The sequence below is a fragment of the Wolbachia endosymbiont of Kerria lacca genome (assembly GCF_051602725.1).
GTDB lineage: Bacteria > Pseudomonadota > Alphaproteobacteria > Rickettsiales > Anaplasmataceae > Wolbachia.
The window spans coordinates 801,234-822,048 of sequence record NZ_CP192272.1; the positions used below are offsets into that span (position 1 = coordinate 801,234).

General features: G+C 34.4%; 24 protein-coding genes, 4 tRNA genes and 1 pseudogene. 15 read left to right on the forward strand and 14 right to left on the reverse strand.

All coding sequences use genetic code 11. The features are described from left to right. Nucleotides 1-107: 107 nt before the first annotated feature. Nucleotides 108-398, forward strand: a complete 291-nt coding sequence (locus tag ACQ4M0_RS03570) for a hypothetical protein (RefSeq protein WP_007301973.1) — start codon at nt 108-110, stop codon at nt 396-398. On the opposite strand, the gene ACQ4M0_RS03575 is transcribed toward ACQ4M0_RS03570, so the two are convergent. From ACQ4M0_RS03575 to ACQ4M0_RS03590, 4 genes are all read right to left on the reverse strand, one after another. Further along, entirely contained in the window at nt 395-823 is a 429-nt protein-coding gene (locus ACQ4M0_RS03575; protein ID WP_227738357.1) for a hypothetical protein, read from the reverse strand. The genes ACQ4M0_RS03570 and ACQ4M0_RS03575 overlap by 4 nt on opposite strands. Before the next feature lie 138 nt (nt 824-961). Beyond that, nucleotides 962-1,033: transfer RNA gene (locus tag ACQ4M0_RS03580), tRNA-Gln, on the reverse strand. Beyond that, a complete protein-coding gene (gene cutA / locus ACQ4M0_RS03585; RefSeq protein WP_082241857.1) occupies nt 1,024-1,359 on the reverse strand; it encodes a divalent-cation tolerance protein CutA in 336 nt (111 codons plus the stop codon). The genes ACQ4M0_RS03580 and cutA overlap by 10 nt, the downstream gene beginning before the upstream one ends. 277 nt (nt 1,360-1,636) lie before the next feature. Then, nucleotides 1,637-2,593: an IS5 family transposase gene (locus tag ACQ4M0_RS03590; protein ID WP_213863789.1), complete on the reverse strand. Its 957-nt coding sequence runs from the start codon at nt 2,591-2,593 to the stop codon at nt 1,637-1,639. Between the two features lie 359 nt (nt 2,594-2,952). Between ACQ4M0_RS03590 and ACQ4M0_RS03595 the strand changes: the two are divergent. Further along, nucleotides 2,953-3,855 (forward strand): annotated as a pseudogene (locus ACQ4M0_RS03595) (PGAP1-like alpha/beta domain-containing protein). 278 nt (nt 3,856-4,133) lie between these two features. Here ACQ4M0_RS03595 and ACQ4M0_RS03600 read toward each other — a convergent pair. The 4 genes from ACQ4M0_RS03600 to ACQ4M0_RS03615 are packed head-to-tail and all read right to left on the reverse strand — an operon-like array spanning nt 4,134 to nt 6,928. After that, nucleotides 4,134-4,613 carry a dihydrofolate reductase gene (locus ACQ4M0_RS03600; protein WP_007302111.1) on the reverse strand — a complete coding sequence of 160 codons (480 nt, stop codon included), beginning with the start codon at nt 4,611-4,613 and terminating at the stop codon, nt 4,134-4,136. Further along, entirely contained in the window at nt 4,610-5,863 is a 1,254-nt protein-coding gene (gene folP, locus ACQ4M0_RS03605) for a dihydropteroate synthase (protein ID WP_438456242.1), read from the reverse strand. Before folP ends, ACQ4M0_RS03600 begins: the two co-directional genes overlap by 4 nt. Next, nucleotides 5,860-6,246, reverse strand: a complete 387-nt coding sequence (locus ACQ4M0_RS03610; RefSeq protein WP_438456243.1) for a dihydroneopterin aldolase — start codon at nt 6,244-6,246, stop codon at nt 5,860-5,862. The genes folP and ACQ4M0_RS03610 overlap by 4 nt, the downstream gene beginning before the upstream one ends. Before the next feature lie 22 nt (nt 6,247-6,268). Next, complete coding sequence (locus ACQ4M0_RS03615) at nt 6,269-6,928, reverse strand: CADD family putative folate metabolism protein (RefSeq protein WP_213863796.1); 660 nt, start codon at nt 6,926-6,928, stop codon at nt 6,269-6,271. A gap of 180 nt (nt 6,929-7,108) precedes the next feature. On the opposite strand from ACQ4M0_RS03615, the gene ACQ4M0_RS03620 reads away from it, so the two are divergent. Next, on the forward strand, nt 7,109-8,230 hold the full coding sequence (locus ACQ4M0_RS03620; protein ID WP_213863797.1) for an alpha/beta hydrolase: 1,122 nt from the start codon (nt 7,109-7,111) through the stop codon (nt 8,228-8,230). Nucleotides 8,231-9,083: 853 nt separating this feature from the next. On the opposite strand, the gene ACQ4M0_RS03625 is transcribed toward ACQ4M0_RS03620, so the two are convergent. From ACQ4M0_RS03625 to ACQ4M0_RS03635, 3 genes are all read right to left on the reverse strand, one after another. Further along, nucleotides 9,084-9,160: transfer RNA gene (locus ACQ4M0_RS03625), tRNA-Ile, on the reverse strand. A 39-nt stretch (nt 9,161-9,199) separates the two neighbouring features. Continuing rightward, on the reverse strand, nt 9,200-9,526 hold the full coding sequence (trxA, locus tag ACQ4M0_RS03630; protein ID WP_007302120.1) for a thioredoxin: 327 nt from the start codon (nt 9,524-9,526) through the stop codon (nt 9,200-9,202). 79 nt (nt 9,527-9,605) lie between these two features. Continuing rightward, nucleotides 9,606-10,226 (reverse strand): ribonuclease D, encoded by a 621-nt coding sequence (locus ACQ4M0_RS03635; RefSeq protein WP_438456244.1) that lies wholly within the window; start codon nt 10,224-10,226, stop codon nt 9,606-9,608. 159 nt (nt 10,227-10,385) lie between these two features. Here ACQ4M0_RS03635 and ACQ4M0_RS03640 point away from each other — a divergent pair. The 4 genes from ACQ4M0_RS03640 (at nt 10,386) to ACQ4M0_RS03655 (ending at nt 12,759) form a co-directional block, all read left to right on the forward strand. Further along, nucleotides 10,386-10,458, forward strand: a tRNA-Gly gene (locus ACQ4M0_RS03640). Nucleotides 10,459-10,560: 102 nt separating this feature from the next. Continuing rightward, entirely contained in the window at nt 10,561-11,010 is a 450-nt protein-coding gene (locus tag ACQ4M0_RS03645) for a hypothetical protein (protein WP_019236723.1), read from the forward strand. A gap of 44 nt (nt 11,011-11,054) precedes the next feature. Further along, the gene (gene era / locus ACQ4M0_RS03650; protein WP_213863799.1) at nt 11,055-11,939 is read left to right on the forward strand and encodes a GTPase Era; all 885 of its coding nucleotides are present in this window, start codon (nt 11,055-11,057) and stop codon (nt 11,937-11,939) included. Then, the gene (locus ACQ4M0_RS03655; RefSeq protein ID WP_438456245.1) at nt 11,932-12,759 is read left to right on the forward strand and encodes a 3'-5' exonuclease; all 828 of its coding nucleotides are present in this window, start codon (nt 11,932-11,934) and stop codon (nt 12,757-12,759) included. Before era ends, ACQ4M0_RS03655 begins: the two co-directional genes overlap by 8 nt. Nucleotides 12,760-12,801: 42 nt before the next feature. Here the strand turns inward: ACQ4M0_RS03655 and ACQ4M0_RS03660 are convergent, their stop codons facing one another. After that, nucleotides 12,802-14,115 carry a lipase family protein gene (locus ACQ4M0_RS03660; RefSeq protein WP_007302125.1) on the reverse strand — a complete coding sequence of 438 codons (1,314 nt, stop codon included), beginning with the start codon at nt 14,113-14,115 and terminating at the stop codon, nt 12,802-12,804. A 331-nt stretch (nt 14,116-14,446) separates the two neighbouring features. Here ACQ4M0_RS03660 and ACQ4M0_RS03665 point away from each other — a divergent pair, with 331 nt between their 5' ends. The 7 genes from ACQ4M0_RS03665 to ACQ4M0_RS03695 all read left to right on the forward strand — a co-directional run bounded on the left by ACQ4M0_RS03665 (nt 14,447) and on the right by ACQ4M0_RS03695 (nt 18,880). After that, nucleotides 14,447-16,486, forward strand: a complete 2,040-nt coding sequence (locus ACQ4M0_RS03665; RefSeq protein WP_438456246.1) for a WD0745 family porin — start codon at nt 14,447-14,449, stop codon at nt 16,484-16,486. 121 nt (nt 16,487-16,607) lie between these two features. After that, a complete protein-coding gene (locus ACQ4M0_RS03670) occupies nt 16,608-16,832 on the forward strand; it encodes a ParD-like family protein (protein ID WP_226079579.1) in 225 nt (74 codons plus the stop codon). Between the two features lie 32 nt (nt 16,833-16,864). Beyond that, nucleotides 16,865-17,107, forward strand: coding sequence for a type II toxin-antitoxin system RelE/ParE family toxin (locus ACQ4M0_RS03675; protein WP_438456247.1), 243 nt, complete (start codon nt 16,865-16,867; stop codon nt 17,105-17,107). 37 nt (nt 17,108-17,144) lie between these two features. Further along, the gene (locus ACQ4M0_RS03680) at nt 17,145-17,933 is read left to right on the forward strand and encodes a DUF2163 domain-containing protein (protein ID WP_438456248.1); all 789 of its coding nucleotides are present in this window, start codon (nt 17,145-17,147) and stop codon (nt 17,931-17,933) included. Nucleotides 17,934-17,964: 31 nt separating this feature from the next. Further along, nucleotides 17,965-18,051 (forward strand) — tRNA-Ser (locus ACQ4M0_RS03685). A 354-nt stretch (nt 18,052-18,405) separates the two neighbouring features. After that, nucleotides 18,406-18,615, forward strand: coding sequence for a DUF6290 family protein (locus ACQ4M0_RS03690; protein ID WP_007302130.1), 210 nt, complete (start codon nt 18,406-18,408; stop codon nt 18,613-18,615). Continuing rightward, a complete protein-coding gene (locus ACQ4M0_RS03695; protein WP_230440381.1) occupies nt 18,578-18,880 on the forward strand; it encodes a type II toxin-antitoxin system RelE family toxin in 303 nt (100 codons plus the stop codon). Before ACQ4M0_RS03690 ends, ACQ4M0_RS03695 begins: the two co-directional genes overlap by 38 nt. A 287-nt stretch (nt 18,881-19,167) precedes the next feature. Here ACQ4M0_RS03695 and ACQ4M0_RS03700 read toward each other — a convergent pair whose 3' ends face one another. Continuing rightward, nucleotides 19,168-19,326 (reverse strand): type II toxin-antitoxin system RelE family toxin, encoded by a 159-nt coding sequence (locus ACQ4M0_RS03700; protein ID WP_019236727.1) that lies wholly within the window; start codon nt 19,324-19,326, stop codon nt 19,168-19,170. A gap of 138 nt (nt 19,327-19,464) precedes the next feature. Here ACQ4M0_RS03700 and ACQ4M0_RS03705 point away from each other — a divergent pair, with 138 nt between their 5' ends. Then, nucleotides 19,465-19,845, forward strand: coding sequence for a hypothetical protein (locus ACQ4M0_RS03705; RefSeq protein WP_096097218.1), 381 nt, complete (start codon nt 19,465-19,467; stop codon nt 19,843-19,845). On the opposite strand, the gene trhO is transcribed toward ACQ4M0_RS03705, so the two are convergent. Next, entirely contained in the window at nt 19,842-20,687 is an 846-nt protein-coding gene (trhO, locus tag ACQ4M0_RS03710; RefSeq protein WP_438456249.1) for an oxygen-dependent tRNA uridine(34) hydroxylase TrhO, read from the reverse strand. The two genes, ACQ4M0_RS03705 and trhO, sit on opposite strands and share 4 nt — an antisense overlap. Between the last annotated feature and the right edge of the window lie 128 nt (nt 20,688-20,815).

Sequence of the window (20,815 nt, forward strand, 5' to 3'; positions counted from 1 at the left end):
TTTATAGCTCACATAAAACCCGGTCTGACTGTCATAAAGGCTACTCATTGCAGCAGACAACTTTCGCACTACTTCAAATTCTAATTTTCAACTTAAAGAGGTACGTAATGTCAAATAACTTCAATTTCAAAGAATTTTTTCACCATCACGAAGCAAATAGCACTTTAGATGATATACAAAGGTACTGCATACTGTGGCAATCAGTGATATCACAGGCAATGATTGATGCAGCAAGTAACTGTAAAAAAACAGAAAGCTTGGTAGAGAAACGTAAAGCAATTTCCTGGCTATCAGACTTCAGTCAAGATTTTGTTGAAACATGTATACTGGCTGATTGCGATCCATTATACGTAAAAAACAAAATACAGCCAATTCTAAAAAAGATAAAGCCCTTTTAATGAGGTTTACCCCTCTCACCAAGAAAAATATCATTTAATCTTTTTTCTATAGCTTCATCTATATCTTGGATTAATAGCTGCTTTATCATATTCACTTTCCGTTCTGCCTCTTGAAGATTATTGTTACCGTAACTGTTCTTATTACTATAACCATAACTACTGCCATTTGGTTTATTACTCATTTTTCTTCTTGTGCTGAGTATCTGAACTATCTTCTCCTTGAAAAAAGACTTCCAGCCTGTGCCAGAAAATAATTTGTAGAGAAAATGCGGAGTAAGAAACGCTACTAATATTCTAATAGAAACTCCATAACCCAAATCATCTCTATTTTCATAATACCATTTTAAATATTGATACAAATGGTAAAATGCATTTTTGAAAGAGCTAAACTCTACAGCATACCAAAAGCCACTGGTGAGAAACATGAGCATAATGCTCGATGTATAAAGATACAGAGTGAAAAGAAATAGCTTGACAACTATATCTTTCAAGCTGCCCAGTATATAATTAAATAACCTTAATTTATAAAAAAGTGATATCATTTCACGCACACTTTAATAAAGCTGGGGTGGAAGGATTCGAACCTTCGCGTGGCGGTATCAAAAACCGCTGCCTTACCACTTGGCTACACCCCAATATTGTTTATATCAATAACATTATTAACCCAATTAGTAAAAGATTTATTCGCTTTTCCTATGGGTATTATCACAACGGCTGGTTGATCATAAGAATGCATTGCCTCGATTTTTTCTACAATCTTATCAGTCTGATCATTCCTGCTCTTCATAATTGCCACTATTTCACAATTACTATTAATTTTACCTTCCCATAAATACAGAGAATTTACTTCGGGAAATATATTTACACATGCAATTAACTTCTCGTTTAACAATTCTTCAGAAATAGTCTTAGCCTCTTTCAGGTTTGAAAAAGTTATATAGACTAAAACTAAGTTGCTCATTAATCGCTACATAAATGCATTTTTACTATACTCTACTTAGATTTATTCATCAAGAGAAAATAGGAGAGACCTCTTCAGTGCTTGACACATAGAAATTGAAGATGTCATTTAGTAGCTCTCCCCTTGTCATCCCAGTAGTTCTCCTCTTGTCATGCAAGTAGCTGTCCAGCCTTTCTTAACAACAAAAACTTAGCATGACTTTTGTGCTAAAAAAACTTCTGGATTCCAGCAGGCTTTGTTGCACAGCTCTTCGGATAGTGGGTAATGTATAATAAATTCATGAAGCTATATCAAACTTAGCCATGCCTATTTCAGTAAATTTGTTAAGCAAATAACACTTGAGTAGCAGTTCCTTCTCACGATTAATCTCAGATTTATTCCTAAAACTAAATCCAAATATTTGCTTCAGTCGCGAGAAAAAACTTTCTATATAAGATCTCTTCCAATAATTTATCTCTTTTTTCCACCTCTTCATACCATCTTCATCATATGACTTTATGAGCTTGATTGTAGAATTTCTCTCATTCATATAATCCAACTTTGGATGCTCTACTGCATTATTTTGCGGAGGAATCCTTGTCTTTATGTCAAGCTCATCGCACAGTTTGTATAACTTCTTTCGATTATATGCCCTATCTGCATATATCGTGCTTATGTTATACTTGGTATCCACTCTTTCAATAAGATCACAGGCTCCATAGTGGTCGGAATAAACTCCACTACTGTATTTTGCAGCTATAACTTTTTTACTACCTATCTCTAGCATTACATGTAGCTTTCTTGTTTGCTCATAGCGGCGATACTTTCTATCTGTACCATTTGCCTTACTATGGCCTGGAATATTATTGTAGATGCTGATACCTGTACTATCTATAGCAATTTCAATATCTTCCATATCGTTCTTATCAACTCTGCAGTCGTTGATTTTGATATTAAGCTTTTTAAACCTTCTTGAAGCCTGCGAATAGCTGATAATTTGCAAAATTTTCCCTATTTGCTCAAGATATTTCTCTATAAATCCCACTGTTTGCCTAAGACCAATCCTGAATAGATAGGTTATTATGTGAATTAGAATCACTACTTTGTCGCTGTAGACATTGTTGCCACCTGCTACTTTTGGACTATTTTCGTACCAATTTTCAATGGCATCGTTGATATAATGAAAAACATTTCCCCTTTCTTGAAGAAATTTGTTATATTCATTGCAGTTACTGACTTTCATTCTTATTGGCATATTTTTCCTTTGTCGGCTAAATATCTATTTTATAACAAATTCCATCAGTAACTGCCTGTTCTTTCCTTGAGTGGTGCAACAAAGCCCACTGGCATCCAGAAAACTTCACTTTAAATGAGTGCATTAGATTGTCTTTATATAGATGTCAGTGTCAGCTACTCGGATGAAATTCATTTAGTCTTCTTTTCTCTTTTTCTTATTTTACTACTCTGATGAACGGATACAAAAAAAACTCATGCACCTTGATGTAAGTAGATCTTGCAAGCATTTTAAGATTGCCGGTTCACTAGTTAACATAGAAAAAGCTCAACAAAGTTATAAGAATAGTATATAATTGAAAATATTTAATAGTGAAAATAATGCCTAACACTAAAGAAAAAGAAATACATCTTATATTCTTTCATGGGTGAGGGGATAATTATAAAAATGCAACTACATTCTGTAAAGATATGCAATCTGAGCTCATGCACCACCATGATATACCTAATTTTCACACTCATGCACACAAATACCCGGCTGCATTTCAAAATTATATAACTTATGCCTTAACCAGCTTCGTATGCTTACTAGCATCAATATTGCCACCTACTGTCATACTGCTCACTAATCCAATAACAGCTAGAACAGCTGGATTGGCAGTCTTATCAGCTTCAGCTTGTGTTTTTTTATCTATATTGCTACTCATGATTCCGTTTCTAAATAAGAATCAAAACTTATTCAAGTCTTCAATAGAGAAAATTAATCAACTAATAAATCAAGGTGTAAAACCCGAAAATATTATACTTTTCGGTCATTCTTTTGGAGGAGCAGTTGCATCAGAAGTATCAAGGCATTTTGCGAATAGAGATGTTAAACTTGGAGGAATTGTCTTCACTAGCACTTTTAGTTCTTTTCATACAGCAATAGAGCATTTTCCAATACCTCAGACGAAAATTTTGAGTATACTGCCCTCATTCCTACTAAAAAGAATACTAAAAGCCTTCGATTTAGACTTTGATATAGTAGATAATTTACAAAAGTCACAAAATGAAAAAACGCCAATAGTAATTATTAATCACGCAAGAGACAAATTAATACCACTTCCTGCACAGTTGGCAAATGCAATGAGAGATGATCGATTATTAAATGGTAATCCGATCAAGATTCGTGATGATCTGTGTATATATGGAGATGATCCTCATAACAGTGTTTTGGATAGTGGCACACTGACTGAAGAATTAAGAGAAATGGTACTTAGTAAAGTTACGTCTAGAACGCGTTAACTTTTTTGCTGCTTTTTTTTGGCTAAGGTCACACTTCATTATGCATTAAATTGTATGCATCTATTCAGGGAATTTGCTAATGTGAAAGCCAGTGCTTCCTTTCTTGCGATGTAGCTGTACAGAAATTGAAGATGTCATTTAGTAGCTCTCCCCTGTTATTTAAGTAGCTAACACTGAGATCCATAAATTTAACTGGATGCCAGTTTCTGGGCACTGACCATCATAAAGGAGCCAGTGTCATGCACTGATAGTTGTCTTTTCTCGCCTACCTTATTTTACTACTCTGCTGAACGGACACAATTGCATATAGTATAGTCTTTAGTTTTAGTGAGAATAGTTTTATTCCACTGATCAAGGAGTGCTAAATTGAAATACGTATCACCTTTATAAGTTTTATGCATTTCAGTCATAATAAATTCTGAGATTAGGTTATGCTCTAAAAAAAGGTGTACTATTTGTGCCCCACCAATCACAAAGACTTGAGAACTACTTTGAATTGACAGAAATTCTTGCATGGAAGAGACAACAGTACATTTTGGGCCTCTATTAAAACACTTGTTACGGGAGAAAACAATAGGTGTACGATTCTTTAGTATACTCTGAGGCACGGTTTCAAATGTCTTTCTTCCCATCACAATAACTTGCTTGTCGGTTACTTGACAAAAATGTTTAAACTCACTTGGATAACGCCAGGGCAAATCATTATTTATTCCAATTACCCCATTAGGGTCAACAGCCATAATTCCAATAATCTTCATCCCTTTAAGACAGCTTGGGCTACAAAAAATCTCATGTGGTCGCGTACATTATGCACTCTAAGGAAATCAACCTTATTTTGCAGTATAGCAGATATAGCAATTGTTTCTAAATCTCTATTAGAGGGAGATTCTATGGAAAAAGAGGAAATAAATGACTTTCTGGAATGGCCAACTAAAACCTTGCAGCCAAAATTTTGTAAAGTTTCTATACTGCGTAAAATCTGAATATTCTGATACATAGATTTGCCAAAACCAATACCAGGATCAATAATTATTGAATTTTCATCAAAACCAAGGTCAAGTAACCTATTAATGCTCTCCTCTGCCCAATTATTTATGATATCAATTGGGTCAATATCATGTGGAATAATATTGTCCTTATGTGGTGGTATCGAAAGTGAATGCATAATAACGACACTACACCCACTGCTAGCAACTTCTTTTAAGGTATTACTACTCAGATCTCCCTTCTGATCATTTACCCAGGCAATATTGTAATGCTTCAAAACGTTTAAAATAACGTCTGGCCAAAAACTATCAATGCTGACTTCAATATCACCATTTTTCATATAGTCGCTAAGATTATCAAGTACTGGTTTTAGACGTTCATACTCTTCCTCTGGCGTCTTTATTGAAGCTCCAGGCCTTGTTGATTGAGCTCCAAGATCAACTATGCTTGCACCATCTGATACCAGCTGCAATGCCTGCTTGGTTGCTCGATTCGCATCATAATAAAGACCACCATCTGAAAATGAATCAGGGGTAATGTTGACGATACCCATAAGCTTTGGTGAAAGCGTAAAACTCTTTGAAAAACAGTCTTGAACATTGAAAGCAAAGGTTTTGTTAACCATTGCCATCAAGTGGAGCAAAAATGGTCTATTTACTAATTCTGGGTGAGGAATTTTAAGGTCAGGTATATCAAGCGTTAGATCATCCCATAACAAAACATCTAAATCAATAACACGAGGTGCCCATTTTTCGTAGACTTGTGGACGACCAATATCATATTCGATTTGTTTTAAGCCTTTTAGTAGCTCCTCAGGAGAAGAAGAACAACTTCCATAGACAATCATGTTGAGAAATGGCTTGTTCCAATCAGGTGGAGCACCATTTGGTAAAATAGCCTTAGTTTCTAGAATGATTGAAGACTTTAAGTCTTTTAAATAGCGCTTCTTTAGTAACTCAGTAGCCTTTTGTAAATGGGAAAGACGATTCCCTATGTTTGAGCCAATAGAAATATAGATCATTCTTGCAATTCATTACAGTAAGTAAAGAAAACGCCCCCATGCACACCTGGAACTGGTGGTGCGATTTTGTGAGTAGTCAACCTGACAGAAGAAATAATATGCTTCTTTCGCAGCAAAAGGTTATTAATGGCTCTGTATATCTCATGAGTTAAATGCTCGATTAAATTAAATTGCTTGCCCTGAACAAGAGATTGAATATTTTGCACTACTTCCAAATAGCAGATAGTATCTTTAAGTTGATCAGTTGTAAGCCCTGAAGGAGGAGATTTAAAAGTGAAATCAACGTCAATACTCACCAATTGGGGAGAAGACTTCTCTTCTGCACTACATCCTAAATGAACCCAAAGCCGCAGATCAGATATAAGAAGATTACATGCTACCACTGAATTTAGTATCTACTTATAATTAATGACAAACATCAACATTCATCATGCCATCAAGAAAACCCCATAAGAGTTTTGCTCCTTTTTCAGCGCCTTGCATAACTTTCTCTTGTTCTTCTTCGTTTAAATCTGCAATAAGGTTTGCACATTCTTCAGAATGCCACTCATCAGCTTCCATATGAACAGTAAAAAATTTGAGAGGACGCTCATCATTTATTGAATAGTGTTTTTTTAGACCTTCAATTTTAGATTTAGAAACCTCTGGAGTTTGACGTTCATAAGCGTACAGAGCTCCAAGACCTGCTGCAAAATCTGATTTTACAATGTCAAAATAACCATCAACTAATTCTCGTGTCTCCTTAATTTGTGCATTTTCACAAAGTTCTGAACGTGCTACTCCCAGTCCTTCAGCAAAACGCTGCCATAATTCTGGGTGATTCTCGTCGCCTTGTTCTTCCTCTATTAAATTACCAAGTAAAACTTGCCGCATTTTCAAATTCGGACACAAGGAATGTATACCGCTGATATAACGAGGAAAAGCAGCAACATGGTGATAATATTCCTTAGCGTAGGTTTGCAGAGCCTGCAGGCTTAAGCTACCTTCATTCCATGACTCGTAAAACGGGTGTTTTAATAAGTGTAAACTATCTAATTGATTATTAAGTGATTGAACAAATGTCATAAATAAACAGTAAATTGTTTTAGGCTACGTTTAGGTTTATCAAATGTCAAGAGGCATTTCTCACTACTACTTTAATTCCGATAAATATAAAGATAGATACGCTATAAGTTAATTTTTTAGTAAAATTGATTTTTTCTAAAATTTCATGTATTATTAAATCAATATAGTGAAAAACGCAAAATGAAAGTAACAGAAGAAAATACAATAAAAATTAGGGAAGAGTTCGTAGAAGTTCAAAATGGAATGCGAATTCAAAAGATAGTGATGTCAAACTCGAAGAGCAGTGCAGATAGCAGAAAGAAAAAGCATATAGTTTACTTTCCAGGGCTTACATATACTTTTGAAAAAGAGCCAAATGAAGACAAAAGTGAATGGAATTGGGCAGCTAAAGCAGGTATGGATGTTCACCTTATTAATTTTCCTGGTTCTGGAAAAAGCAAAGGCCATTCTTTAAACGGTCGAAATCGAGTAAATGCAGGAATTGGAGTCATTTCAGATCTTCTAAAGCAAGGCATTCACCCAGACAATATAGTACTGTATGGAAGCTGTGCTGGAGGACCAATAGCTGCGGAGGTTTATAAAAAGTTTAAAAAAGATGACAATATTCATTTAAGATGCATTATCAATAAATCCTTTAGCTCATTCAAAAAACTTGTAGTGAAATTACTACACATATCAAAACCTAAATGGCTATTTCCTCCTATAATAAAATTCATACTCAAATGCTTTGGTTGGCACTTTAAGCCACACACAATAGTAAACGACATTACTCCATACACAATTTGTTTTAACTTAGAGAACGATGGCTTTATTAGTAAGCAGGCAAACATAGGTACTAAAATTGCCGACATAGAAAAAAGTCATAGGAAAAAAAATTATCAGAAAAAAGAAACTTTTGAAGGTTTTGAGCAATACAAAGAGTTTTTCATGGAGAATACTAATTTAGCTAAAATAAAAAATCTTGAACCTGAAGTTGGAGTAATGAGAAAATGCTGGAATAAGTTTCTATCGTTACTACCTATTAAGGCAGATGATATTCACTTTTCTCCGATTACAGAATTGTGCTCATCAAGTGAACATAAATACACTCTTCCTGAGTTAATTTCACTCTTTTTAGAATCCACAGATAATTATTTTGAAAAGAAGGGCTCGCTCAATCAAGAGATAAAAACAGAAGCGATATGTGGAAAGAATAGTGAAAAAGAAATAGAGGAAAAGAAACAGTATTTTACCAATTTAAAGAATTATTCAATAAGTCAGAGTATACCTCAAAAGCTAACATCCCCGCAAATATTGAAATAAGTGTTTCTTTTGTGATAAAAAAAACATTGCATCTAGAGTATCTGCCATAAGTGATAATTTTGTGCTTTCATCATAGAGATTGTTTTCACTAGCTGCTAATTTCTCACTAACTTGTGAATAAGGTTTAAAAACTTCAGAACTGTACTTATCAAGGCATTTGTTTAGGCAGTCAGGATCTGTCCATTTTTTTGTGTGGATATAGCATTTCTGCCTACATTGATTCTGTCTAAAATTAATCCCTTTCTCTTTGTTTGATGCTTATTGTTCCATAATATTCTCCAATTCAAATAATTCTAATATTAGCATACAAATATGAACATTATGTTAATATCATTACTTTTTAGGTATACATGACAAATTTATGCCTGGAAACAGTTTTTGGTTATTTCCTACACTTTCTTTATAAAAACCACAGGCGCCTGTTATTAGCTAAGGTAAAGGTCAAATATCTGGAATTCTGGACATAAAATCCTCCTGTATAAAAAGACTTGGTAGCGCACATACGGCAGAAATTAAGTATGTGTGTGCACCCACATACGCTGAAGAAGATACGCTACGTTTTTTATTGAAAAGTTAATTGAAAGTCTGCAGACAAATTTGAGCTCTTAAAATATCTCTAATTGTCATTATAATCAGATTCAAAATACGCGGAAGTAATTTTTTTTGACAATAGATTTCTTTCATAACCAGGCGTCATCCCAGCTGAGATCCAATAAGAAAACCGCGCTGGAACTTTTGAATTCCAGTTATGCAAGAAATCTAATATCATGGAGTTTTCAAACACTAACAACCAAGTACTTTAATAAGGCAAAAAGCTTATCTAAGAGAGTAGGCCTTGCAATTGTATCAATAGTGGTGGGATTGGTAGGACTCGAACCTACGACCAATTCGTTATGAGCGAACTGCTCTAACCGACTGAGCTACAATCCCTTTTATCAACACCTATAATACACGCAAAAGGAAATTTGTCTACTCGCTTATTTCACTATCAACCCAACTGTGTAAATCATTTATTGCGCCAATTTTGCGTGCAATTTCCTTACCATCTTGAAATATGATTAAAGTAGGTATAGATTGAACTCCATACTTACTTGGCACCTCAGTTTCTCCATCTATGTCGAACTTGCAGATCTTGATCTTGCCTTTTCTATCCTCAGCCAATTGCTCGATACGTGGCATCAGACTTTTGCATGGTCCACACCATTCTGCCCAAAAATCTACCAGCACAAATCCTTTGTGGTTAGCAACTTCAGATTCGAAATTTTGATCATTTACCGCTTTAATATCATCACTCATAAAATACCTAAATTTTTATAAATATAGCGTATCAATTAACAGCTGATCAACTAAATTTTTCTGGATTCAAGTGAAGTGATTACATATGATGATTAAAGATATCTACACTCCCCCAACCCATTGAATCTAGCTCAATACGAGTAGGAAGAAATTCAAAGCACTTTTCGGCTAATTCTTTTCTATTTTCACGTTCTAGCATTAAATCTAGCTTTTCCTTTATTTTATGGAGATATAAAACATCAGATGCAGCATAACTTTTTTGCTTGTCTGTTAAATTTTCATTTCCCCAATCAGAAGATTGTTGTTGCTTATTTAATTTTATATCAAGTAGTTCTAAGCACAACTCTTTTAAGCTATGATTATCTGTGTAGGTGCGAACTAAACGTGAGGCTATTTTCGTGCAATAGCAAGGCAGTGACCAAGTTTGAAGGTAGTAATGTATTATACTCACATCAAATCGCGCAAAGTGAAATATTTTGGTTATATTTTTATCCTCTAATATTTTTCTCAAATTTGGAGCTGTATAATCGTTTTTGAATTGAACTAAGTGAGCGTTGCCATCATTGAAAGAGAGCTGAACAAGGCATAATCTATCTCTGCTATGCAGTAGCCCCATTGCCTCTGTATCAACAGCTATAGATTTTACATCTCTCGGTATTGCACTAGCTGGCAAGTCATCTTTATGTACAAATGTTCTCATAAATTTAATATATTTTATGACACATATAATAATCAAAAATGAGTTTTAAGTATACGAAAAGATCATAGAAAATTGGCTCTCATGATTTTCATGCATGTAGGGTTTACAAATTGTAATATGTACCTATAATTAGAAGTAGAACCTAAGCAGAATTTAACTGCGGGAGTAGCTCAGTTGGTAGAGCGCAACCTTGCCAAGGTTGAGGTCGAGGGTTCGAACCCCTTCTCCCGCTCTTTAATTTTAACATAAAAAATTTCCTTCCCCTATTCAACTAGTTCAGCTATACTAAAAGTAGCTAAAAGCTTTTTAGAAAATTATTATTTAGGAGGATTATATGGACAACAAGACTAAACCAATGTTATTTATCTTAGGTACAGATATACCAATAGGAGCACTTACAGGCTTAGCGCTCAGTTTTACAGCTCTGTCACCTTTGGTGATGGGTGGAATTATTGCTGCGGTTCCGGCAGCCTTACTTGCATGTCGGATAATCTCTAATGGAAGACTCTCCAAAGAAGTCTTTTTTCGGACTGCTTGTTCTTGTTCTGTAGGTACTGCAATTGGAGTTGGTCTTGCTGCAGCTGCAACTGCTGTTTTCCCTGGTGCAATGCTTGGAATGGGATCGGCAGCTTTAGCAGGTGCGGTGATAGCACCCATAGCAGTAATCGCAGGGGTATTTGTAACAGTTTGTGTTATTGAACCAATAGCTGAAAAAGTGAATGATTATATTATATCACCTATAGTTGAGCGTTTTTCTTCAAAAGGGGAAGAGAAAGCTATATAATAATCAATTGACGTTAGCATTTAGTTTTCTTTATAATTTCCTTTGTGGAAGAACAAAAATGCTTATTTGTAACGATAGCTGGTTTGCCAAATGCTGGAAAGTCAACGCTAATTAACAGCATCGTAGGCAAGAAAATTGCAATTGTCACCCCTAAAGTGCAGACAACAAGGACGCAGGTAAGGGGTGTTGCTATATGCAACAATGCGCAAATTGTTTTTACTGACTCTCCAGGAGTGTTTTCAGCAGAAACAAATCTTGAAAAAGCTTTAGTCAAATCTGCATGGGGAGCAGTTAAGGATAGTGACATTACTTTGTTGCTTGTTGATGTAAACAATTACCTAAAAAATATAGAAAGAATAAAAACGATATTTGCACGACTGGAGCGCACAAAAGGCAGATGCATTTTGGTTATCAATAAAACTGATTTAGTAAAGAAATCAGAGCTCAAGATGGCACATGAGCACCTAAATTTGCTTTATAAGTTTGAAAAAATTTTTACGATCTCGGCACTGAAGAATGATGGACTTTCTGATCTGACTAGTTACTTGTCTGAAATTGCACCGATAGGCCCTTGGTTTTATGAAAAAGATCAAATAACTGATTCCTCAGCTGATTTTTTATCAGCGGAAATTACGAGAGAAAAGTTATTCTTGAACCTACGTGAAGAATTGCCATACTCTACAGCTGTTATAACTGAACAATTTGAGGAAAAAAAAGATAAGAGTTTAGTCATAAAACAGATCATATTTGTATTGAAAGATAATCATAAGAAAATAGTGCTAGGAAAAGACGGCAGTAGCATAAAAAAAATTAATATCGAGGCACGTACAGAATTGGAAAAGTTATTTGAGTGTAAAGTTCATCTCTTTTTGTTCGTAAAAGTGCGACCTTGGACTGATCGCCCTGAGGAATATATAAGTAATGCTTAATTCTTTGTTGGTATTTGATATTGAAACTATACCAGATGTAAATTCCTGCAAGAATTTACTAAATATTAGTGATGATAGCAGTGTAGAAGAAAAGAGGAACGCATTAACAAAATATCATCTTGAAATAACAAACGGGCAAAACTCTTTTCTGCGTCAGCCCTTCCACCTTGTTGTAGTCATTAGTTTTTTACTTTGTAATATAACACGCCAGAGCGGTTATGAAATGTTCACACTACAAGAAATAAGATCTGTAGGCACAGTAAACTCCAATGAAAAAGAGCTAGTAAAGGGATTTTTTAACTACATATCAGAGAAAAAGCCAAGACTAGTTTCGTTCAATGGACGCACTTTTGATATACCGGTACTGAAGTACCGTGCTATGGTTCATGGCATTCAAGCAGAATATTTTCACAAAGCTGGCGATAAGTGGAATAGTTACAATCAGAGGTACAGTAGTGATTGGCATTGTGATTTGCTTGAATCTCTCTCTGATTTTGGAGCTTCTGCAAGAATGAAGATGAACGAAGTTTGCGCAGCATTTAATCTTCCCGGTAAGATTGGAGTTGATGGTTCACAAGTTATGGACTTATATGATAGTGGCAAAATACAAGAGATTCGCGATTATTGTGAAACAGATGTGATTAACACTTATTTGATTTATTTGAGGTTTATACATCATCAAGGAAGAATTACTACAGAAAGCTATAATAAGAGCATAGAAGAACTGCTTTTAGAATGCGAAAAAAAAGAACACCTAAAGAAATTTAAAGAAGAATGGAAAATAACTTCTGGTGAAAATTTTTATATTGAATTTAAATGAATAGATGCTACAGAGCAATCTAATGATTGCTCTGTATAGTAGTTATAAACTCCTTGTAGTAGAAAAGACATTTTGATGTGCCCTTTGCTTAACTTCTGCTTGTTCAAGCTTAGAAAAATTTTCTAAGTTTTTATCTTGGTATTCCTTTTTTACTTTCTCGAAAAAATTTTGTCCACCAAGAATATAATTACCTAAATTAGCAGCATAATATTGAGCATTACCTAAAACTGCACAGTTAATTCGACTTAATATTCTCGAAGGGTAATAAAAGAGAGAAACGTTATTGTTCGATCGGAAATCTTTTTCATCCATTATTTTAATGGCTTCATGATAACCATCTATTTGATGAACAAAATATCCTTCAGGTACTGATATTCTCAATTGTGCACCTACATGAGCATAACCACAAATACCAGGTGATACCGCTGGTACTGGGTCTTGTCTATGTTGAGTTACTCTAATGGTTTTTTCTTGAAGAACATCATTATAAAATTCACTAGCAGTAAGATCAAAAACTCGTGGATCACCAAAAGTTGCAACATGAACATCTTCAGCTCCTTCTGTTTTATTGAGGCATAAAGCAGCTATCTTAGCAATAGCTCCTCCCATACTGTGACCTGTGAGATTAATTTTAAAATCCTTGATTTCTGATCCCTGTTTTTCAGCATGAGATTTCAAAATTCCATACAGATTAGGCCATGAATCCATAAATGAATTATAGAAACCACAATGAATTCTTCCACCTTCAGGTAAAAATTCCGAAGTAGCAAAAAGTACATTTATATCAGTAATTCCATCATTAAAACTCTGGCTCAGACGAGTACCATGGTAGGCTATTGTTATTTCTTTACCTTTTATAAAAACGTGACCAGCATCTTTTTCAAAGCTATTACCAAATGGAATAATTTCATAACCTTCGCTGATGAGTTCAGCTCTAGTTTTATACATTTTTTCAGTAGATGGAACAATTTCAAAATCTTCTACAATTTCAAATTCAGTTTTGTATACTCTTTGAGCTAGGTTGTTACATCTTTTTTTACTTAATTTACCATCATCATCGCCATAGCTTATCTTGCAGAAATTACCCATTTCTAATAATTTCTCTCTATCAAATCCTGCAATTTTTACAATACTTTCATCTATTTTATAGTCAGAAGGTAAAGAACATGGCTCATTTGGATCAGCACGATTTATAAATTCATAATCTTCAATGATCTCAAATTCATCGTCATATTCTTTCATCTCGTATTTGCCATCATCTACTGAAATAGAGTCTGGCTGTTCAGTATTACCTGGCTCTGAGCCTGTAGCAGCACCTGTAGTGCTAAACCAATTGCGTAAAAAACTAAAATCCATAAGTACCCCAATCTATCAAAAATAAAACAATAATCTACCAACTATAATACAAATTAATATTATTGTCAACAATTTATATTAATAATTTAATCTTTTTATGCTTTTACTTTGAGTAAATTTTACTTCCATAGAATAAGTATAGAGTTATAATACACTAACAAGCAAACCTCTGTACTAAATTTTGGTTAATATACACGTTGAGCGTATTAAGAAAGTTGCTTTTAAAGTATTGCATTTTACCTTTATTTTCGCTATAAGGTTGCTTTAAGTTGGATTTTCAACACCTTTATACTATTTATGTTATGATTTTAAAATTTTTTGGGGGCACTTCATGAAAAAATCTATTTATACTAGAACTGCTCTAGCTTCTCTATTGACTTTATGTTCTTTCAGTGGCTTTGCTGCTGACTTTTCTGACGAGAGTATGAAGGAAGTAAAAAAGCAAGAGAGTAACGAGTCAATCAAAACTTCTGGAAAGATGGAAGTGATGAAGACGTCAAATAAGAAACTAAAAGAAAAAATGGACAGGATATGTAATGCTGATCCAAGAAAAAAAGCCGAGGAGCTTAAGAAAAAAGAAGAACTAAGATTAGCAGCTGAGCAGAAGAAAAAAGAGGAGTTAAAATTAGCAGCTGAACAAAAGAAGAAAAAAGAAGAGTTAAAATTAGTAGCAAAACAAAAGAAAAAAGATGAAATTAGGCTAGCAAAAGAGAAAAAAGCAAAGCTTATAGAGGATTCAAAGGCGAAAGCTCTAAGCACTAAAAATTCTAATGTAGAAAAGTCAAAAATTAAGGGTTCTAAAACTAAGAATGCTAAAATTGAAGCTAAAGATATAAAAAAGGATGTAAAAGTTGTTAACAGCAATACAGAGGAAAAAGGTAAGGCAAGTCCTGTTGTTTCAGTTGGTGGGGTTGATATTATCAATACCAATCAAGGGGATGGTTTAAGAATAACTTTCGGTGGCGTTGTTGATTCTCAAGGTTATGGTAACCATGGGCTAAGTGGCTATAACCATTATAATGTTATGCCAGGTAAATCTACAGATTATTTTAACAATACTCCAGATAGTATAAAAGGAGCAAATCCAATATTTCCTAAAGGGATAGGGAATATTGGTGATTACAGTGAAAACATGGGCATGATTTCAGATGCAATATTGCACTTAAGAGCTGAAAATAAAAATGAGGATATTGGTCTTCGTTATGGTGCCGATGTACAATTCCATGTTCCAGTTACTGAAGGTAAAGGAGCTTCACAAGGCGTGAATGCTGCAAGAGGTAGAAGTGCACATGTGTTTTTGAATTCAAAATATGGTGATCTGAAACTTGGTTATCAGTTTGGTCCTGAGTCTCTGATGAGACTTGATGCAACAAGAATTGCAACTGTTGATGGAGCTGCAGATAGTGACTGGTTCAGAAAAGTAAACTTAGAAGGAAGTGCTGCAAACTTCCCATTTTACGTAACACCACGTCTTTACACTGAAAGCTTCTCGAGCGAGAGCGAAAAACTCTCCTTCCGTATGGCAGGAAAATACAACAAAGACGTTATGACCACATTGCCGTTTAGAGCTGCTTACTACTCACCAAATTATATGGGTGCAAGATTTGGTCTTAGCTACGCACCTCGCTATGATAGTGGTTTATCCGTTGTAAAAGAAATAGATTCAGTTCTTTCTAAAAATGCTCAAAAGCAAGATGAGGTAAAGCATAAGGAAACGTTAAGACATGTTGGACCAGATTACGAGCATATAGTAAGCGCTGGTGCATCATATGAATATGACTTTAGTAAACATAATGTAAAAGTTAAAACTTCCGTAGTTGGTGAATATGGGTTTTCAAAGCAACCGAGTAAAGATAAGCACCTTTATAATGAGTTCATAGAATACAATAATCTGGCAGGCATTAATTTGGGTGCAAGCGCTGATTATAAGATTGATGAAGATCAAAGTGTAAAATTCGCTGCTTCTTTTGCATATTTAGGCAAATCTGGTCAACCTAAGAGTATCAAGGAACTCGACCTTGCTTCAAAAGAATATAAAGAGACTACTGATATTGCTAGAAAAAATGGCTTAAAGCAATTTAATGATAACAATACCATGTATTGGACTGCAGGTGCTGGTTATCAATATGATAACATCTACACAAGCGTGACATACTTTGGTAGCAGAATGAGTGATAAAGATATGCTTCATGATGTTGCACTTGGTGTTCAGTATGATCTATCTTCTTGCAATAAGAGCAAATTTGTTCCTTATGCAGCCTTACATTATTTTATGACTGATGAAAAAGGTGCGCTGAAAGATAAAAATAATGCTGATGTACCTTCCAACAAAGGAATTCTTCTCCTCACTGGTGTGAAGTTTTCTTTCTAATTTGTTCTAGTAATACACACCACAACTTGAATGTGGTGTGTGTTTTCACTATGCACTTTCAAAATGTTGAAAAAATTTCCAATATATGATATAATAGCTAAAACTAGGAAGTAATAATCTAATGAGTATAACAGTAAATCTTGATGGGGAGTTCGAGAAAATAGTGCAGTCTCATTCCATATTGCAAAATCGTTCTGTACCGCAACAAATCGAGCATTGGGCTAAGATTGGTCAGATTGTTGAAGATAACCCTGAGCTCAGCTATAACATCATCAAAGAAATCCTTTCAGGCATTGAGGATATCAAGTCAGGTAATGTTGAGGAGTATAAGTCCACAAAATTTTGAAGATTCTTCTCACCAACACTTTTAAGCGGTCAATGAAGAAGCTGCACAATAATCCACTACCCAAACTTGAAGAAGCCATCAAACAAATTCAAGGTAACCCATATATTGGAGAGCTAAAGTCAGGCGATCTTGCAGGTGTTCGCGTGTATAAATTCTCTATTTTTAATCAACTGACATTATTAGCCTATATTCACAACGAACAAAATAACATATTAACACTTCTTGCATTTGCTCCACACGAAAATTTTTATAGAGATTTGAAAAAACAAGTGTAGCTAAATGCAGGTATGCCATTATTTATAAGAGGCAACTATGCAAACCAAATTAAAAAACCATTTAGCTGGAGAATTACTTACCATCGCTACTTGCTGGAAATTAACACTTGTAAGTGGAGAAGTAATGGGATTTACTGACTATGATGAAGATTTAAATCTCAATAATGTATTCTATAAATCTTCAAGTGGGTTTACAGCTAGTAGCATAATATTAAATAGCGATTTGAGAACTGATAATCTAGAAATTGAAGGAATATTAAATAGTACCGATATTAAAGAAAAAGATGTTTTATCAGGAAGGTATGACTTTGCAAATATTGAAATATTTCTTGTGAATTATAAAGATTTGAGTCAGGGAATTATGAATTTGCATGCAGGAACTTTTGGTAAAGTAACATTAAATAGTGGGAGGTTTATCGCTGAAATTAGAGGTCTTGCGACAAAGCTTGAGAGAAGCATAACAGAGCTATATTCTCCTGTATGCAGGGCACAATTTTGCGATGATAGATGTAAAGCTGATGCTAAAAAGTTTAGTAGAATGAGCACAATTACTAAAGTGATAGATGAAAGAAGATTTGAAGACACTAATTTAATCGAAAGCGATGGATATTATAAGCACGGAGTGTTTAGTTCAGCAACATTTGAAGTTGTAGTTAAAGAATACAAAAATAAAGTAGTTACATTATTTGCTTCTCCTCCATATCAAATTTCTACCGGAGATAAATATTCGATACTTGCAGGTTGTGATAAAGCGTTTTTAACGTGCAAAAACAAGTTTAACAATACTGTGAATTTCCGTGGCGAACCATATATACCAGTTGTTTAGCAGCATAATTTTTAATATTATGAATAAGTATGGAAAGGTGGCTGAGCGGTCTAAAGCACACGCTTGGAAAGCGTGCACATATGAAAATATGTCGGGGGTTCGAATCCCCCCTTTTCCGCACATTATTTCTAGTGTAACATAGGATTTTCCGTTTTGTTCTTAAACCGTAATAACCATAGCACTTCAGCTCCGCAATTTTTCAGAGTCATCTACGTCAATAAAAGAATAGAGTTATCAAGTTGCAGAGCCTTCTTGATTTTTGATGATGAAGAGTAGTTGTTATCATAGAAATACATCCAGTAGCCAGCATACCTTCCTTATTCCTAATGATGTCTTGCAATACGTCTGTGTCATTTCTCCCTAAAATCTAATACTAGTATATACTCAATCTACCATAATCCGTCAATACAATTCTTTATTGAAAATTTTAGGAAAATGTTGTATAATTATGCAGTAGATTTCGGTAAAACTTATGGCTGATTCAAGTATTAACATTAGTGAAAAAGTTTTAAAAAACCTTACTCGTTTAGCTAAAGTAAAGAATCAATCAGCTCAAGAGCTAGCAGAGCAGTTTATACAAGAAGCAATTGAAAATGAAGAAGATATGGCAATAGCCAAACTTGCTATTCAACGTGACACTCGAAATGCAAAATTCATCAGGCATGAAGACATCAACTGGTGATAAGTATTTAATCTGCTATGAGGAAAATGTAGTTCACAAAGACATTCAAAATCTTCCAAAGACAATATGGTCAAGGGTAAAAGAAATCGTAAAAGAGCGTCTTACACTTTCTCCTGAGAAGGCAGGAGATCCCTTGCTCGGTGAGTTCAAAGGACATCGTAGAATACGATCTGGTGATTATCGTTTGGTTTATAGGATAAGTAAATTAGAACGTACAGTAATAATTACTGCAATAGAGCATAGAGAATACATCTATAAAAGTTAGAACCTTCCTATAAGCATTGTATATTTCATTATACAGACCTCTTTCCTCTTCACCTTAGGTGGCTTTGCTCAGCTCAAAAATAACTCATTTTTTGACTATACCCCTATAATTTTACTATTCTACAGACTATAAAATCGATGCTAATAACGGATTAGAGATAAACGTTGCAAAGAATCGCAGTGGATCAACCGGAAAGGTTACAGTAAGTTAATACTGGAAGGATATTAATCTAGGATTCATAAATGTCTTTTCTGTGTTTTATTGAAACACTTCATACTTTGCAGCATTTACATGATACGATAATCGCCAGTTCTCAGTCTTCTGTATCCTTTGAGTTTGTAACAAAACGATTCACCAAAATCAATTGGATTAACTGTAAGTCGCTCTTTTACTATCTCTTCAACTCTTAACTTTATTGTTTTTGGAAAAGCTCTTCTTACCAACATTTTTCAGGAATTTAATCTTATCGCGCTTTAGTCCCACCTATAGTGGTAAGATTATCTACTTATTCTTATATGGGAATTTACCAACTATTAAGACATTAAGTGTAATAAAAATATATTCTAATAGTATGGAAAAATAAAATGAATTTTGAAAAATATGTAAAGGATGGCGTTATAAATTTATATGATTTGCGTAGCAACACAAATAACAAAGAAATACAGGAGCTTATCAATTTTATAGAAAAAAGAAAAGATATCAAAGAATTTGGTTTTGGAAGTCATTATACTAGTGTTAATAACATGAAACTTAGGTGCAGAGGTGCAGGAATTGGTTTAGCTGCTGGTCTAGTTGCAGCATGTTGTTTATGGCAAGAAACTTTAGCTCTTATTGGCGGTTCTGGTGTAGTGTTGATTGCATTTGCTATAGTTGGTGCGTTACTTGGAGCTGGAGCGGGCTATGTCGTAGGTAAATGTCTTGATAAAATTGAGGTTAGTAAGTGTGCAATAAGCAGATTTTCTTAGAGGTTCGTATTGAATTCTAGCTTTCTTTCAATACTTAAAGATTTACAATCAGAGCAAACTACCTGGCCACGTGGAACTGATTTCAGCTCATCAGTTGAAACTTTACTTGAGCAGAATATGCATTTTATTTTATCACTTGGGGCGAGTGAGTGATCAACAGCAATTCTATCATCAAAAACAAAACACTCGCCTTCCCAATTACCACTTTTGTTGTGAGTTTTTTCAAGGTAGGAAAGAATACCGCCTTTAAGGTGATAAACATCTTTAAATCCAAGGCTTTTCATATATGCTGTAGATTTCTCGCATCTGATTCCACCAGTGCAGTACATAGCCACTTTCAGATCTTTACTCTCAGAGAAAGACTCTGCCCACTGAGGAAAATCTCGAAAACGCTGAGTATGTGGATTGATTGCATTTTTAAACTTGCCTAGTTTTACTTCGTAATCATTTCGTGTGTCTATCACTAAAACATCAGGTTGAGAGATAAAATCATCCCAATAATCTGGATCAATGTACTGACCTCTAACGGAAGTATCGAGATTACTTACACCAAGATTCACAATTTCTCTTTTTAATCTCACTTTCATCTTACTAAATGGTTGATATTCTGCTGCACTCTCTTTCCATGTAAGGTCCCTTAGTCTATAATCAGAACGTAGAAAATCGAATATTTTATCAATCGCGTTTCTTTCACCAGATACGGTTGCATTAATACCCTCTTCTGCAAGGAGTATAGTACCCTTTAATTCGACATTGTCGCATGCAACTTTTATTTCATCTTTCATGTCATAATAATTAGAGAGTTTTACAAAATGATAGAAAGTTGCAATGACAAAACTCATAATTAATTAGTTTATCGATTTAAAACATAATATATAAAATTATGAAGATATTCAATAGGACGGCTGTTAATTACTGGATATCTTTAGTTTTTGCATATAACATTTTAATATCAAATATAGATTCAAGT

What these genes read in the sequence shown, in the direction of transcription:
- ACQ4M0_RS03660 (WP_007302125.1), bottom strand. Translation starts at nt 14,115, where the DNA reads ATGGATTTTAGTTTTTTACGCAATTGGTTTAGCACTACAGGTGCTGCT.
- trhO (WP_438456249.1), bottom strand. Translation starts at nt 20,687, where the DNA reads ATGAGTTTTGTCATTGCAACTTTCTATCATTTTGTAAAACTCTCTAAT.
- ACQ4M0_RS03645 (WP_019236723.1), top strand. Translation starts at nt 10,561, where the DNA reads ATGGACAACAAGACTAAACCAATGTTATTTATCTTAGGTACAGATATA.
- ACQ4M0_RS03600 (WP_007302111.1), bottom strand. Translation starts at nt 4,613, where the DNA reads ATGAAGATTATTGGAATTATGGCTGTTGACCCTAATGGGGTAATTGGA.
- ACQ4M0_RS03695 (WP_230440381.1), top strand. Translation starts at nt 18,578, where the DNA reads ATGCAAAATTCATCAGGCATGAAGACATCAACTGGTGATAAGTATTTA.
- ACQ4M0_RS03670 (WP_226079579.1), top strand. Translation starts at nt 16,608, where the DNA reads ATGAGTATAACAGTAAATCTTGATGGGGAGTTCGAGAAAATAGTGCAG.
- ACQ4M0_RS03590 (WP_213863789.1), bottom strand. Translation starts at nt 2,593, where the DNA reads ATGCCAATAAGAATGAAAGTCAGTAACTGCAATGAATATAACAAATTT.
- ACQ4M0_RS03675 (WP_438456247.1), top strand. Translation starts at nt 16,865, where the DNA reads ATGAAGAAGCTGCACAATAATCCACTACCCAAACTTGAAGAAGCCATC.
- ACQ4M0_RS03655 (WP_438456245.1), top strand. Translation starts at nt 11,932, where the DNA reads ATGCTTAATTCTTTGTTGGTATTTGATATTGAAACTATACCAGATGTA.
- ACQ4M0_RS03575 (WP_227738357.1), bottom strand. Translation starts at nt 823, where the DNA reads ATGTTTCTCACCAGTGGCTTTTGGTATGCTGTAGAGTTTAGCTCTTTC.
- ACQ4M0_RS03705 (WP_096097218.1), top strand. Translation starts at nt 19,465, where the DNA reads ATGAATTTTGAAAAATATGTAAAGGATGGCGTTATAAATTTATATGAT.
- ACQ4M0_RS03665 (WP_438456246.1), top strand. Translation starts at nt 14,447, where the DNA reads ATGAAAAAATCTATTTATACTAGAACTGCTCTAGCTTCTCTATTGACT.
- ACQ4M0_RS03615 (WP_213863796.1), bottom strand. Translation starts at nt 6,928, where the DNA reads ATGACATTTGTTCAATCACTTAATAATCAATTAGATAGTTTACACTTA.
- ACQ4M0_RS03690 (WP_007302130.1), top strand. Translation starts at nt 18,406, where the DNA reads ATGGCTGATTCAAGTATTAACATTAGTGAAAAAGTTTTAAAAAACCTT.
- trxA (WP_007302120.1), bottom strand. Translation starts at nt 9,526, where the DNA reads ATGAGTGATGATATTAAAGCGGTAAATGATCAAAATTTCGAATCTGAA.
- ACQ4M0_RS03635 (WP_438456244.1), bottom strand. Translation starts at nt 10,226, where the DNA reads ATGAGAACATTTGTACATAAAGATGACTTGCCAGCTAGTGCAATACCG.
- ACQ4M0_RS03570 (WP_007301973.1), top strand. Translation starts at nt 108, where the DNA reads ATGTCAAATAACTTCAATTTCAAAGAATTTTTTCACCATCACGAAGCA.
- ACQ4M0_RS03620 (WP_213863797.1), top strand. Translation starts at nt 7,109, where the DNA reads ATGAAAGTAACAGAAGAAAATACAATAAAAATTAGGGAAGAGTTCGTA.
- ACQ4M0_RS03700 (WP_019236727.1), bottom strand. Translation starts at nt 19,326, where the DNA reads ATGTTGGTAAGAAGAGCTTTTCCAAAAACAATAAAGTTAAGAGTTGAA.
- folP (WP_438456242.1), bottom strand. Translation starts at nt 5,863, where the DNA reads ATGATCTATATTTCTATTGGCTCAAACATAGGGAATCGTCTTTCCCAT.
- cutA (WP_082241857.1), bottom strand. Translation starts at nt 1,359, where the DNA reads ATGAGCAACTTAGTTTTAGTCTATATAACTTTTTCAAACCTGAAAGAG.
- ACQ4M0_RS03680 (WP_438456248.1), top strand. Translation starts at nt 17,145, where the DNA reads ATGCAAACCAAATTAAAAAACCATTTAGCTGGAGAATTACTTACCATC.